Genomic DNA, 12931 nt, shown 5'->3' with positions numbered 1-12931 from the left:
GTCCGGTGTGCCGCGGTGACCGTGGCGACACGCTGGGTGAAGCTGGCCGGGGGGAGAACCGATGCCGCGCGGGGAGATCGACGAGGCGTGGATCGAGGAGGCGGTGCGGCGCTACCGCCGCATCGAGTCTCTCCAGGCCGAGTTCGACCAGGCGGTGGCCACCGTGGAGGTCACCGTCCGCTCACCGGACGGGCTGGTCGAGGTCGTCGTGACCGCCGGCGGGCGGATCACCGACGTCCGGTTCCTCGGGCCGCTGCACACCCGGCCCGCCCGGGAGGTCGCCGGTTCGGTGCAGGCCGCCGTCACCGCCGCGGCGGACGCCGCGCAGTGGGCCCGGGAGAAGCTGCACAACGAGACCTTCGCGGCGTACCGGCCGTTGGCGGGGGCCTGAGATGGACGCGCTGCACACCCTCGCCGCCCGACTGGACGAGGCGAGCGACACCCTGGCCGTGCTCGCCCGCCGGGTGACCGCCGGCGACCCGGCCCACCCGGTGTTCGGGGCGCACGCCGCCGGCCGGCCCGGCGAGATCGGCCGCGCCCTGCACCGGCAGTGGACCACCGCCACCGGGGACCGGGCCCGCGAGGCCGCCGCGGCGGCCGCCCGGCTCGCCGCCACGGCCGCCGCCGTGCGCAGCGCCGCCGACCACTACGCCGGCGCCGACGACGCCGCCCGCCGGCGGCTGGCCGGGGAGGCGTGATGGACGCCCTGGACCGGCTCGCCGAACCCGGCCTCGACCTGCTCGGCCGGGTCGACATCCGGCTCGCCGCCGGCGCCCCCGACGGCCATCCCGTCTGGCCGCTGCTGCGCCGCATGCAGGTGCTGCCGGGCGAGGCGCTGCGCGGTTTCCTCGACCTCAGTCCCGCGCCGCTGGCCACCGCCGGGCACGCCGTGCGCCGGCTCGTCGGGGGGTACGACGACGCCTGCGCCGCCCTGACCGAGCCGGGAGGCTGGACCGGGCCGGCCGCGTCGGCGTACGACGAGACCCGGGTGGCCCTGCTGCGCCACCTGGACGAGGGGCCGGAGAGCCTGGTCGGGCGTCTGGAGGCGACCGCCGGGTACGCCGACGCGCTCGCCCACTGGGTGGAGGGCAGCCGGCTGGCGGTGGCCCGGGTGCTGGCCGAGGTGCTCGGCTCGGCCGAGGCGGTGCGGGTGCTCGCGGCGACCAGCTCCACGGCCGACGCCCTCGCGGCGGCCGAGATCGCCACCCGGGTGCTCTCGGTGCTCGGCGTCGCCTACGACGGCGCCGAGACGCTGCTGCGCCAGTGGTCGCCGAGCCTGGCCGAGTCGACGTGGCGGGGGCAGGTGGGCGGCGGCGTGTTCCGCCAGGACGGCGCCACCCGGGTGGTCCGCTGACTGCGGGTGACCGTCCCGCGACGGCTGGGCGGGCCGACACCGGTGGTTCGTCGTAGGGTGAAGGCATGGGCATGCTCTGCGCGGTCAGCTTCAACCGGTACGGGCGGCTCTACTACCTGGACCCGGGGGAGCTGCGCCCGCAGGTCGGCGACCGGGTGCTGGTGCCCACCGACGACGGGCCCGAGGTGGCCGAGTGCGTCTGGGCCGCGCAGTGGGTCACCGAGGAGACCGACGGCTTCCCGAAGCTGGCCGGGCTGGCGCAGGAGGAGGACCTGCGCCGCGACGAGCTGCTGCGTCGGCGCAAGGCCGAGGCGAAGGTGGCCGCCAAGCGGCTCATCCGGGAGCACGGCCTGCCGATGAAGGTGGTCGCCGTCGACCACGTTTTCGCAACCGCCGACGGCGGCGGTGACCGGACCACGGTCTACTTCACCGCCCCGCACCGGGTGGACTTCCGCTCCCTGGTTCGCGACCTGGGGGCGACCCTGCACTGCCGGGTGGAGCTGCGCCAGCTCTCCGCCCGCGACTCGGCCAAGGTGCAGGGCGGCATCGGCTCCTGCGGCCGCGACCTGTGCTGCGCGACCTTCCTCAACGACTTCGAGCCGGTGACCATCCGGATGGCGAAGGACCAGGACCTGCCGCTGAACCCGCTCCGCATCTCCGGCGCCTGCGGCCGGTTGATGTGTTGCCTGAAGTACGAGCATCCGCTCTACCAGCGCTTTCAGGAGTCCGCCCCGGCGATCGGCAGCCGGGTGACCACCCCCGAGGGCGACGGCAAGGTGGTCGGGCACAGCGTCCCCCGGGACGCCGTCACCGTACGCCTGGACGCCGACGGCTCCCGCTGCTCGTGCAGCCGCGCCTCCGTCTGCGCCCCCCGTCAGGCCCACGACCAGCACTACACCCCCTGACCCGGCTCCCTCCCGTGCGCTCGGCGCGTCACCTGAGGGTGATCGGGGGTTCGGCCAGGCGGGGGGTCAGCGGGCTCCTCGGGGTCAGCCAGGAGGCGGTGGGGGACCGGTCGGGGTTGAGCTGCCAGGCGCGGGGGACACGGTCCACCGCGATCGGGTAGATCGTCAAGGTGCCGTCGGGGTCGATGCGCATCCGGAGGAACGACTTCGCGTCCTCGATGCCCTGCCCGGCGAAGAGTTCGTTGAGGTTCACCCCGAACGCCCCGGCGACCAGCAGGTACGCCGCCACCAACTGGCTGGACAGCAGGCCCGTCACCGGGCCGTAGACGACCGCGGCGGCGACCGCCGGCAGCGGCCACGGCCAGTCGTAGAAGGGCAGCGCCAACCAGGCCCAGGTGCCGGCGGCGGCCAGCCCGACGTGCCCGACCCCGTGGCCGACCCCGAGGATCCAGTGCCGGGCGTGCCGCTTGCCACCCGCGCTCGGCGGCTTGGCGAAGAAGGCCGCCGCGAGCAGCGTCACCGCCAGCATGACCGCCAGCGGCACGCTGAACAGCCGCTGCTCGGTGGTGCCCGGCCGGTTCGCCGCGACACCCGCCATGGCCAGCATCAGCAGTGTGTGCAGCGTGCCGAGCAGGGTGGTGAAGCCCGGGTTGCGCAACGGCAGCCGGGGGAAGATGCCCCAGCCGTACCGGCGGGAGCGGGCCGCGTCCGGGTAGCGGCCGACCAGGTCGTACGGGCGGGTGGCGCTGGCCCGGCGGGCCAGCGTGTCCTTCGGCGGCACCTCGATCCGCTCCGGGAGCTTGTGCGTCGGATAGAGGTACGCCCCGCCGCCCCCCGAGGTGATCAGCTGACGCTCCGGCCCGGCGTACCGGGCGTAGTGGTGCAGGTCGCCGGAGACCAGGAGCCGCACGTGCGCGCCCGTGGGCTTGATGATCGTACGGATGAAGTAGTCGATCGAGTCGAACGCGGTGGGATGGTCGACGGACTTCACCCACGTCGGCGCCGGCACCGCCAGGATCACCCGGGACTGCGGCCCCAGCCGGCGGGCCACCTCGTCGAAGTAGGCGAGCTGCGGGTCGTCGAGGTACGACCCCGACTGGTCGTCGATGCCGAGCAGCCACCAGTCGGCCGGCAACTCCACGGCGAAGTACGAGCGGGACTGGCCGGTGGCCCAGCCGCCGAAGTTCCGGTCCCGGGACCGGACGAAGAGCCGCAGGAAGGCGGTCAGGCCGTCGTACCAGTCGTGGTTGCCGGGGACGGCGAAGAGCGTCGGCCGCTCCGGCGGCGCGACCGGCAGCGCGGCCTGGTACGGCCCCTTGCACCGGTCCTCGTACGCCTCGTAGGCCGCCGACGGGTAGACCTGGTCGCCCCCCATCACCAGGGTCCGCGCCCGTGGCAGCCGGTGCCCGTCCACCTCCAGCTCCGGCTGGGCGAGCAGGTACGCCACCGAGTAGGTGGCGTTGAAGCCGTCGCCCAGGTCGGCCACGTAGTCCAACCAGAGCCCGCCGTCCGGCCCGACCTGCTTGGCGATCTTGGCGTCCAGGGCGTTCTGCAGCTCCCGCTTGTCCAGGTACGCCCCGAACAGCATCGCCAGCAGCGTACGGATGCCGGTGCTGACCAGCAGGAACGGTGCCAGCCAGGGCACCGGCTTGCGCGGCGTGAAACCCAGCTCGATCGGGTCGGTGCTCCGCGGCCGGCGAGCGGCCCGCTCGCCCGGCGCGTACTCGGCGTGATCGTCGCTCACCCGCCGCAGCGTAGTACCGACCCGCAGCGACCGCTCTCCCGCGAACGTACCGATCGCGCCCGATGTCCGGATCCAGTCGGCGGGGAACCCCCTGGGGTGGCCGGCGGGACGTGGCGTACACTTGACGATCGTTGCCGCCTTAGCTCAGTCGGCTAGAGCGACGCACTCGTAATGCGTAGGTCGACGGTTCGATTCCGTCAGGCGGCTCGGTACAGAAGCCCAGGTCATCGGCCTGGGCTTCGCCGTTTTCCAAGGTCGATCACGCCGCCGTCGGTGGTGCCGGTCCGCAATCAGTCCGCATCCCGCTACCAGCCTGCCCGAGGGCCAAGGCCGTTCGGCTGGTGAAGCGTCTTAGCCTTGTTCCGGGTGAAGAGGTAGGAGGGGAGCCGTGGGCGCATTCCTGGACCGCTTTCGCAGGGGCGACCGAGATGACCCTGCTCCGGGCCGTAACCCGGAAGGCGCTGCCCTCGGTATCGCAGCCGCCCGTCGGCTGAGGGAACTCGGACACGTCAAGATCCAGCGCGGGCTGACGGAAGCGGAGCTTGCTCGCGTGGAGCACACCTTCGGCTTTCAGTTCGCCGACGACCACCGCGCCTTCCTGGCCGCCGGGCTACCCGCCGGGCCTTCCTGGCCAGATTGGCGAAGAGGAGACCAGGCGGCCCTCCGCGATCGCCTTGCGTGGCCCGCCCATGGCGTGTTGTTCGATGTCGAGCACAACGGCTACTGGCATGAGAGTTGGGGAGAGCGGCCCAGCAACCGCCGTGAGGCCGCAGCGGCCGCCGAGTCGCACCTCCGGAACGTGCCGCAGATGGTGCCCGTGTACGGCCACCGTTTCCTGCCCTCCGGCCGCGGCTCGTACGGGCACCCGGTCCTGTCGATGCATCAGACCGACATCATCTACTACGGCGACGACCTGGAGCACTACATCCATTCGGAGTTCGGCGGACCGGCACCGGACCGAGGTCGGGAGCCGCGAGCCGCGGTCGCCTTCTGGAGAGACTTCCTCTAACCGTGCCGGTCGCGTGCCTCACCGTACCGAGGCCGAGGGTCAACGGCGGTCAACTGCCGGGCTGCCGAGTGTTGCCCAGCCTTTCTACGCTTACCTGGCATGGAGGTCATCCTCGTCATCATCGTTCTCGCCATCGTCTCGTTCATCTGGGGTCGGCTTCACGACAGTTGGTTGGCGAAAAAGATCGGCGAGGAGGTCGGCGGGCAGCGCTCGCACGATGACCGGGTGATCCTGCTGGAGAAGCTGCACCAGCTCAAGGAGGCCGGCGCGCTGACCGAAGCTGAGTACGAAGCCCAGAAGGCCCGCATCCTCGACAAATAGCCCCGCGGTGATCTGGTCCCCAGGATGATGTTCCCGGGCCGCGACCGCACACGAACCGAGCGGAACCGGTAGGGCCGGCTACTCCCTCAGCCGGTCCGACAAGTCCTTGCGCAGGGACCAGGACCCACCGCCCCCGAGCTTCCCGCCGACCTCCGCGAGAGGCCTGCCCAGCTCCACCCGCAGGGGCGCGTGAACAACCAGGACCAGGCACAATTCCGCCGTGATCTCGATGAGCAACTACCGGACCTTGTTCGCCGACATCCGCAATCGTCCCGAAGTGTGGCTCATCCGGTCCGACTTCGCCTCCGTCGTGGCCTTTGTGGATGGCTGCAACGAGGCGAACGTCCGGGCCTTGCTGACCGGGTTCCAGCCGTGGCTGGCCACCCGAGCCGCGTACGGCGACAGCCACGTCTGGTGGAGTCTCGTCGCTCACCTGACGGAACCCATCGGCCCCAAGAACTTCGGTGAGATGGATCCAGACCTCGACGCCCGCGCCGTCGAGACCCTGTTCGACCTGCTCGATGAGTTCCTGGAGCTACGCAACGAGTACAACGGTCTGAACCGGATCTTCGCCGCACACGAGCAGTGGCGCAGCCTCCGCGATCGGAACGGGTGCGGCGCTACCGATGCATCTGGCCGCACCACCGTCTCCTGGCCCAGAGCTGCCAGCCGTATCAGGTCCGACAGCACCGAACCTGACTACCCCCGTTGAATGAACGACAACTGTCCGGCGGCTCCGATCGTGGGTCGACGGAATCCGCCGGGGCGAGCGAGGTGGTGTCACCGGGGGCCGAGGGGTTCGCGCCTTCGCGCCTGATGTTGTTGATCCACACCAATGCACGCGAGGACCGAGGTCGCATCGGCTGACAAAAAGAGCTGGAAGTAGTACGGAGGCTCGAGCTGCGTGACGCCCCCGAGCCGTACCAGCTGGTCACCGAGCGCGTCGAGGGCCTCGACCGCCGCGGCCATGCCGAGCGTCGGGATGCCCCGGTCCCTGGTGATTGCCTCCCGCACCCGGTACGTGGGCGCAAGGTTGCTGGCGGGGACCAGTCCGTCCCAGATGCGGACGGACGCACCCTGCTCAAGGGCCTCCCGGCACGCCACGTGGGCCGGAGCGGCGCTGTCGAGTAGGGACATCAACTCCTCGCGCTGCACGTATCGACGGTACAGCCATGCAAAAGGCGAGCGCCCGGCTCGACAACATTGAGGCCTGACAAGATCGCGCTCAATCCGGGAAGTAGTGGGCTCGAACCGGCGGGGAAGTCACTACTTCCTGGATCCAGCGAGATCATGGGAGCCACCTGCCGATCGGCCCGTTCACCCTGTCCGGTGACGGGCAGGGTGAACGGGCCGGATCCGGGTCAGGCGAAGTCGAACACGAGCGGGAAGGCGAGGACGACTGTCCAGGCCCAGACGCCGTACACGACCAGGTAACGGGTCTGCCAGCGTTCCAGGCGGGCGAAGGGCGTCCGGCCCCGTACGAAGCCGACGAACAGCCACGCCGACCACGCCAGGTTGGTGAGCAGGATGAGGTTCTCGCCCAGGGCGGCGGTCTTGTTGGGGCTGAAGCCGAATTCGGTGATCCGGCCGGTGATCGCCAGCAGCACCAGGACGTCGATGATCAGGGCGCTGACGACGAGCGCGAGTTGCAGGCGGTCGAAGAGACCGGGTCGGGCCGTGAGGTCACGGGCGGAGATGGCGTACAACAGCAGGCCCAGCACGATGACGAGCAGCAGGTTGAAGAGGATGAGCGCGTCGCGCTCGACGTCGATGCCGTTGTTGGTCCAGATGAAGGCGACCAGGAAGGCCAGCAGGGCGGCCGCGAACAGTGGCGTGAAGACGCGGGTCAGCACCGGCGCCATGTTCTCGATGACGCTCTGCTTCGCCTCCACCAGCCAGGCCGCCACGATGACCGCGGCCACGGCGCCGCACGGCACCAGCCACGATTCGACGAATCCCTCGGCGTCGAGGCCGATGGCACCGAAGGTGCCGACCGTGAAGGCCGTGAGCACGCCCCCGCCCAGTCCGATGAGGGCGAAGTAGATCAGCCACTCCCCGGTGAACCGGATGAAGTCCATCCGCCGTCGGCCCGAACGCCAGGCACCGCCCGCGTAGGCGACCCCGAGCACCAGCCAGAGCGCGAGCGGCAGGTGGATCGTCGTGAGCACGAGGCTCTGCGAGTCACCGGCCAGCGGATAGGCGTTCGCGGCGACCGCGCCGAGTACGAACAGCGCGGCGAGCACGCCGATGGTGCGGAGACCGACCCGGCGTTGCCACGCGAAGTACGCGGCCAGCGCCGGCAGGGTGAAGAGGCTGAAGTTTCGCGCGTAGAAGCCATCGTCCTCGGAGAAGTCGAGCCCGAACCAGCTCGGCACCTTGATCGCGAGCGCCGCGACGGCCGCACAGAGCACCATGACGGGCAGCTCGCGGCGGGACCGGGCGGCGACGGCCGAGTCCGGCTCCCCGGGCAGCACGAGCTGCTTCCACAGCCGCTCGGAGTGCTCCCGTGCGAACTCCCGCGACAGCTCGTCGAGGCTGCCCATGCGCTTCACGGCGATGAGGAACGCCTCGTCGGCCTGGAGGCCGGCCTCGGTCAGCTCGGCGATCCGGCTGCGGAGGTGGTCTTCCAACTCCTCGGCATCGGTGTGGTGCAGCTCCCGGCGGCGCTGGGTGTAGGCCCGCCACTCGGCGATCTGGCCCTCCAGGTCGCTGTCGGCGATCATCGTGCCGCCTCCCACGCCGGTGCCATGATCGGCTTGATCGACTGGGTCGTGTTCCAGACGTTCCGCAGGGCGTCCACGACGGCTGCCCACTGGCGGCGCTGCTCGGCGAGCTCCGCCCGGCCCTGGTCGGTGATGCGGTAGTACTTGCGGCGGCGTCCCCCCGGCGGGGTCTCCCAGGCCGACTCGACGTGGCCGAACCGCTCCAAGCGGTGCAGCAGCGGATAGAGCAGGCCGTCGGTCCACTCCAGCTGCCCGCCCGACAGTTCGTTGACCTGCTTGAGGATCGCGTAGCCGTAGCTCTCGCCCTCGGCGAGGATCCCCAGCACGAGCGGCGTCGCCGACGCCGCGACAAGGTCCTTGGTGATGTGCACTTGCCCCCCCCCTGACCCTAGGACTGCAATGCATAGTAGTTCTAGGTATCGCGACGGCGCAATCATGGTCACCATCAGCACAGGTGCGCAACGCTGAGGACACCTCGTTCCGCGACGTGGCAGTACGCGTCAGGAGTGGGCCCACGCCCAGGCGTACAGCGCGGTTGTCGCCGCCGCCAGCAGCCCGCCGAACGCCACCGCCACCCGCGCCCGCCAGGGCGCGCGTCGTGGATCCGCGGCCGCCGCGGTGAAGAGCACGAGCGCGGCCGGAAGGTGCAGGTAGTACCCGAACCAGAAACCGGGGACCGCCAGGACGATCAACAGCACCGCACTCGCCAGGCAGGCGACCCAGAACGGCTCAGGGTGCACAACGCCCAGCGGGAATGCCGCAAGCAGTACCGGAAGCCAGACCACCACCCACCAGACCGGACCGTCGAACCGGGTCATGGTCAGATGAGCAGCAGCCATGATCGACGGCAGCAGGCCCGCACCGGCCAGGGCGCGCGGCCACACGTGCACCCTCTCCGCCGTCAGGTCCTGCCCGTTCGCAAGGGTCATCGGTGCCTGCCGACGGCGTCACCGCAGGGTCGCCTCGGATCAGGTCTCGGGTCTGCCACGTCCATGCCGTGATCGTGTCAGCCGACCGTCGTCGGGCTCTACAGCCGCCCGTACCGGAAAGACCGCCGCCAGGGGTGGCTGTCTGACCCGGTCCGGTGGCCGGTTGCCGGCGATGTGGCTGACGGGCCTGACGCAGCCCCGGTCAACCGGGCCACTGCTCGGCGAGCAGTCCGTAGATCAGCGTGTCCGTCCACTCGCCCTTGGTCCAGTGGTCCCGGCGCAGGTGCGCCTCCCGCACCATGCCCACCCGTTCGCAGAGCCGCGCCGACGCCTCGTTGCGGGCATCGACGTGGGCGAGGACGCGGTGCATGCCGCAGTGCGTGAACGCCACGTCGATGAGAGCGCGCACCGCCTCGGTGGCGAACCCGCGACCCGACACCGACGGGTGGAAGGCCCAGCCCATCTCGCCGCGCGACAGCGTGTCGTCGGCCGGCCACAGGATCACGTCGCCGACGACCTCGCCCTCGTGCTCCGCCACCAGCGCCAACCGGGACTCCGGCCCGGTGATGGCCGAGTTGCCCAGCCGCCGGGTGACCACCGTCGTCGCGAACTCGCGCGTCCACGGCTCCCACGGGATGTAGCGGGCGACGAGCGGATCGCTGTAGTACCGGAGCAGGGCATCCACGTCATCGGCCCGGTACCGGCGCAGGAGCAGTCGTTCGGTACGGATCGGCAGTTGCGGCTCGGACATGCCGCCCAGTATCGGCTGTCCCGACCGACGGGCGGTCCCGGGCGGGGCCGCCCGAGCGGCCGTCGCGCGGCCTGGTGCGGGACCTGTCGGCTGGCGAACGCACCGGAACTCCTCGTCGAGATCGTCAGGCGCAGCTCCGCGACCACGAGGGCGCCGTCGTCGCCGGGATCAGGTGATCCGTCTACGACATCAGCTCTAAAGGAGCCGCAACACGTACGGCAGGCGACGACGCGGCGGCGGATGCTCCGCCCCTACCCCCGGTACAACGTGTCGAGGTAGGCCGGGCCGTAGCGCCGTTCCAGGTCGGCGAGGCTCTCCGCCGGCGCCTCGACCTCCTTGATCAGGCGGGGGCGGGGCGGCATCGCCTCCGGCTGCCAGGTCTCCGGCCGCCAGAGCTCCGATCGGAGGAACGCCTTGGCGCAGTGGTAGAAGATCTGCTCGACGGCGACCTCCACGGCGAGGATCGGCCGGTGCCCCTTGACCACCATGTCGTCGAAGTACGCCGCCTCGCGGACCAGCCGGGCCCGCCCGTTGATCCGCAGCGTGTCGGTCCGGCCCGGGATCATGAAGAGCAGCCCGACGTGCGGGTTGTCCAGGATGTTGCGGTAGCCGTCGGCCCGCCGGTTGCCGGGCCGCTCCGGGATGGCGATGGTCGCCTCGTCCAGCACCACGGCGAAGCCGGGCGGGTCGCCCTTGGGGGAGACGTCGCAGGTGCCGTCCGACCCGGCGGTGGCGATCAGGCAGAACGGCGACGCGGCCAGCCACTGCCGGTCCCGCTCGTGCAGGACGGTGCGTTCCTTGGTGATCGCCCGGGGCGTCGGCGCCCCCAGCAGTTCGCGCAGTTCCTCGTGGGAGGTGATCTCCACCGTCACGTCCGACTCCCCCGTCCGTTGACCCGGGTGGCGGCGGCCCGGGCGGGCGCCGCCAGCCGTCAGCCTAGGCGGACGCGGCGAGCATGAGGTTTGCCCACCGGCGCGGGGGGTACCGCCTCATCCACGGCGCGCCCGGATGCGAGCAGTGGAGGCCCGACATGGAGAGCCGACTGAAGGTCCTGGGCCACCCCGTACACCCGATGCTGGTGATGTTCCCGGTGGCGCTGCTGGTGACCGGCGCGCTCTTCGACATCGTGGACACGGTCGGCGGGCCCGACTTCCTCGCCGAGGTGGCGTACTGGAACATCACCGTCGGTCTCGTCGGTGGCCTGCTGGCGGCGGCGGCCGGGACGTTCGACCTGCTCGCCATCCCGACCGGCACCCGCGCGAAGCGGGTGGCGCTCACCCACGCCGCCGCGAACCTGGCGGTCATCCTGCTCTTCGCCGCCGTCTGGGCGGTTCGGCTCAACGCCGAGTCCCGGGCGGCCGGCGGCGCGCTGATCGCCATCGAGGTGGTCGGCCTCGGCATCCTCGGCATCAGCGCCTGGCTCGGCGGGGAACTGGTCGACCGGCTCGGCGTCGGGGTGGACCGGGACGCCGGCCTGGACGCCCCCAGCTCACTGCGGCCCCCGGCGGCCCCCGAACGGATCGGAGAGATGCGATGACCGAACAGTCCGGCGGTTTCGGGCGGGGATGGCGCGGACGGCAGCAGGGCTGGGACCCGATGGGCGAACTCCAGTCGCTGCGCTCCGAGCTGAGCCGCCTGGTGGGCAGCGCCCGCGGCGGCTCGCCCGACGTCGAGCTGACCGAGACCGCCGACGGCTGGCAGGTGATCGTCCGGCTGCCCGGCGTGGCGCCGGAGGAGGTCGCCGTCGAGCTGGACGACCGGGAGCTCTGCGTCCGCGCCCGCTCCGAGGCCGAGGTCAACGCCGACCACGGCATCCCCGGTGGCTTCGAGACCCGGGGCTTCGAGTACCGGGTGGACCTGCCGTCCCGGGTGGACCCGGACGGCATCGACGCGGTGATGGACCACGGCCTGCTCCGGGTCCACCTGCCCCGGGCGAAGCGGCCCGCGCCGCGCACCATCACCGTCGGCCGCGCCGGACCACGCGACACGGCGGCTGCGGCCCTGCCGGCCGACCCGGCGGCGGACCGGGAGCTGCACCACCCGGACACCACCGCCGGCGAAGTCGACCGGCTGTAGGGGTCGGGTGGCCACCCCGTCCCTGCTCGGCCCGGTGGGTGAGCGGGTACCCGACGTCGAGCGGATCGCCGTGCTGCGCGCCAACGCGCTCGGCGACTTCATCTTCCTGCTGCCGGCGCTGGAGTCGCTGCGCGCCGCGTACCCGGGGGCGGAGATCGTGCTGCTCGGCGCGCCCTGGCACGCGAAGCTCTGGCGCGACCGGCCCGGCCCGGTGGACCGGGTCCTGGTGGTACCGCCGGCGCCCGGCATCCGCGAGCCCGGCCCGGACGAGGCCCCGTCCCACATCGACGACTTCCTGGAGCGGGCCGGCAAGGAACGCTTCGACCTGGCGCTGCAGCTGCACGGCGGCGGGGCGAACTCCAACCCGGTCGTCAGCCGGCTGGGCGCCCGGGTCACCGCCGGGCTGCGGGCCGAGGACGCGCCCCCGCTGGACCGGTGGATCCGGTACGTCTACTACCAGCACGAGGTGATCCGCTACCTGGAGGCGGTGGCCCTGGTCGGCGCGTCCGCCGTCACGATCGTCCCGGCGCTGGCGGTCACCGACGCCGACCGGGCGGAGGCCCGCGAGGTGCTCGGCGAGCCGGACCGGCCCCGGGTCGCGCTGCACCCGGGGGCCACCGACACCCGCCGACGCTGGCCGGCGGAACGCTTCGCCGAGGTGGCCCGCGAGCTGCACGGCGACGGGTACGAGGTGCTGGTCACCGGCACCCCCGCCGAGCGGGAGCTGGTCGACGCGGTGGTCGCGGCGGCCGGCGTGCCGGCACGCCCGCAGGTCGGCACGCTCAGCCTGGGCGGCCTGGCCGCCGCCTACGCCGGCTGCGAGCTGGTCGTCTCCAACGACACCGGCCCGCTGCACCTGGCCGGCGCGGTCGGCACCGCGACGGTGGGCGTCTACTGGCTGGGCAACCTGATCAACGGGGCGACGCCGCTGCGCGCCCGGCACCGCCCGATCGCCTCCTGGACGACGCGCTGCCCGGTCTGCGGGGTGGACTGCACGCCCGGGATCTACCCCCACCGGCCGGGCGACGGCGACTGCCCGCACCGCGACTCGTTCGTCGCGGACGTCCCCACGGTGGAGGTGCTGGAGGCCGCCACCGAACTGCTCGGCAGGTAGGGGAC

General features: G+C 71.9%; 17 protein-coding genes and 1 tRNA gene. 11 read left to right on the top strand and 7 right to left on the bottom strand.

Annotation, left to right across the window (positions count from 1 at the left end; genetic code table 11):
* The first annotated feature begins 61 nt into the window (after window positions 1-61).
* The 4 genes from AC5L3Z_RS22315 to AC5L3Z_RS22300 all read left to right on the top strand — a co-directional run bounded on the left by AC5L3Z_RS22315 (window position 62) and on the right by AC5L3Z_RS22300 (window position 2259).
* On the top strand, window positions 62-391 hold the full coding sequence (locus AC5L3Z_RS22315; RefSeq protein WP_334530847.1) for a YbaB/EbfC family nucleoid-associated protein: 330 nt from the start codon (window positions 62-64) through the stop codon (window positions 389-391).
* 1 nt (window position 392) lies between these two features.
* A complete protein-coding gene (locus AC5L3Z_RS22310) occupies window positions 393-698 on the top strand; it encodes a hypothetical protein (RefSeq protein ID WP_494844765.1) in 306 nt (101 codons plus the stop codon).
* Window positions 698-1354: a hypothetical protein gene (locus AC5L3Z_RS22305; RefSeq protein WP_494844764.1), complete on the top strand. Its 657-nt coding sequence runs from the start codon at window positions 698-700 to the stop codon at window positions 1352-1354. The genes AC5L3Z_RS22310 and AC5L3Z_RS22305 overlap by 1 nt, the downstream gene beginning before the upstream one ends.
* A gap of 65 nt (window positions 1355-1419) precedes the next feature.
* Entirely contained in the window at window positions 1420-2259 is an 840-nt protein-coding gene (locus AC5L3Z_RS22300) for a PSP1 domain-containing protein (RefSeq protein ID WP_334534540.1), read from the top strand.
* 28 nt (window positions 2260-2287) lie between these two features.
* Here AC5L3Z_RS22300 and AC5L3Z_RS22295 read toward each other — a convergent pair whose 3' ends face one another.
* A complete protein-coding gene (locus AC5L3Z_RS22295) occupies window positions 2288-4003 on the bottom strand; it encodes a metallophosphoesterase family protein (RefSeq protein WP_494844763.1) in 1716 nt (571 codons plus the stop codon).
* Between the two features lie 133 nt (window positions 4004-4136).
* Here AC5L3Z_RS22295 and AC5L3Z_RS22290 point away from each other — a divergent pair.
* The 4 genes from AC5L3Z_RS22290 (at window position 4137) to AC5L3Z_RS22275 (ending at window position 6045) form a co-directional block, all read left to right on the top strand.
* Window positions 4137-4210, top strand: a tRNA-Thr gene (locus tag AC5L3Z_RS22290).
* Window positions 4211-4391: 181 nt separating this feature from the next.
* Window positions 4392-5012 (top strand): hypothetical protein, encoded by a 621-nt coding sequence (locus AC5L3Z_RS22285; protein ID WP_494844762.1) that lies wholly within the window; start codon window positions 4392-4394, stop codon window positions 5010-5012.
* A gap of 99 nt (window positions 5013-5111) precedes the next feature.
* Window positions 5112-5333, top strand: a complete 222-nt coding sequence (locus tag AC5L3Z_RS22280) for an SHOCT domain-containing protein (protein WP_494844761.1) — start codon at window positions 5112-5114, stop codon at window positions 5331-5333.
* 220 nt (window positions 5334-5553) lie between these two features.
* The gene (locus tag AC5L3Z_RS22275; protein WP_494844759.1) at window positions 5554-6045 is read left to right on the top strand and encodes a hypothetical protein; all 492 of its coding nucleotides are present in this window, start codon (window positions 5554-5556) and stop codon (window positions 6043-6045) included.
* Between the two features lie 68 nt (window positions 6046-6113).
* On the opposite strand, the gene AC5L3Z_RS22270 is transcribed toward AC5L3Z_RS22275, so the two are convergent.
* The 6 genes from AC5L3Z_RS22270 to AC5L3Z_RS22245 all read right to left on the bottom strand — a co-directional run bounded on the left by AC5L3Z_RS22270 (window position 6114) and on the right by AC5L3Z_RS22245 (window position 10608).
* On the bottom strand, window positions 6114-6488 hold the full coding sequence (locus tag AC5L3Z_RS22270; RefSeq protein ID WP_494844758.1) for a hypothetical protein: 375 nt from the start codon (window positions 6486-6488) through the stop codon (window positions 6114-6116).
* Between the two features lie 206 nt (window positions 6489-6694).
* Window positions 6695-8056, bottom strand: a complete 1362-nt coding sequence (locus AC5L3Z_RS22265) for a permease prefix domain 1-containing protein (protein ID WP_494844757.1) — start codon at window positions 8054-8056, stop codon at window positions 6695-6697.
* On the bottom strand, window positions 8053-8427 hold the full coding sequence (locus AC5L3Z_RS22260; protein ID WP_494844756.1) for a PadR family transcriptional regulator: 375 nt from the start codon (window positions 8425-8427) through the stop codon (window positions 8053-8055). The genes AC5L3Z_RS22265 and AC5L3Z_RS22260 overlap by 4 nt, the downstream gene beginning before the upstream one ends.
* A 129-nt stretch (window positions 8428-8556) precedes the next feature.
* A complete protein-coding gene (locus AC5L3Z_RS22255; protein WP_494844755.1) occupies window positions 8557-8985 on the bottom strand; it encodes a hypothetical protein in 429 nt (142 codons plus the stop codon).
* Window positions 8986-9187: 202 nt separating this feature from the next.
* A complete protein-coding gene (locus tag AC5L3Z_RS22250) occupies window positions 9188-9736 on the bottom strand; it encodes a GNAT family N-acetyltransferase (RefSeq protein WP_494844753.1) in 549 nt (182 codons plus the stop codon).
* Between the two features lie 251 nt (window positions 9737-9987).
* Window positions 9988-10608, bottom strand: a complete 621-nt coding sequence (locus tag AC5L3Z_RS22245) for a pyridoxamine 5'-phosphate oxidase family protein (RefSeq protein WP_494844752.1) — start codon at window positions 10606-10608, stop codon at window positions 9988-9990.
* 158 nt (window positions 10609-10766) lie between these two features.
* On the opposite strand from AC5L3Z_RS22245, the gene AC5L3Z_RS22240 reads away from it, so the two are divergent.
* From AC5L3Z_RS22240 to AC5L3Z_RS22230, 3 genes are read left to right on the top strand one after another with little or no spacing between them, the layout of a single operon-like run.
* A complete protein-coding gene (locus AC5L3Z_RS22240; protein WP_494844751.1) occupies window positions 10767-11273 on the top strand; it encodes a DUF2231 domain-containing protein in 507 nt (168 codons plus the stop codon).
* Window positions 11270-11812 carry an Hsp20/alpha crystallin family protein gene (locus AC5L3Z_RS22235; RefSeq protein ID WP_494844749.1) on the top strand — a complete coding sequence of 181 codons (543 nt, stop codon included), beginning with the start codon at window positions 11270-11272 and terminating at the stop codon, window positions 11810-11812. The genes AC5L3Z_RS22240 and AC5L3Z_RS22235 overlap by 4 nt, the downstream gene beginning before the upstream one ends.
* Before the next feature lie 7 nt (window positions 11813-11819).
* Window positions 11820-12926 carry a glycosyltransferase family 9 protein gene (locus tag AC5L3Z_RS22230; RefSeq protein ID WP_494844748.1) on the top strand — a complete coding sequence of 369 codons (1107 nt, stop codon included), beginning with the start codon at window positions 11820-11822 and terminating at the stop codon, window positions 12924-12926.
* Window positions 12927-12931: the final 5 nt, after the last annotated feature.

The organism is Micromonospora sp. LZ37, assembly GCF_059359015.1.
Note: the sequence above shows the minus strand (reverse complement) of the source record. Positions and strands in the feature narration are given on the sequence as shown.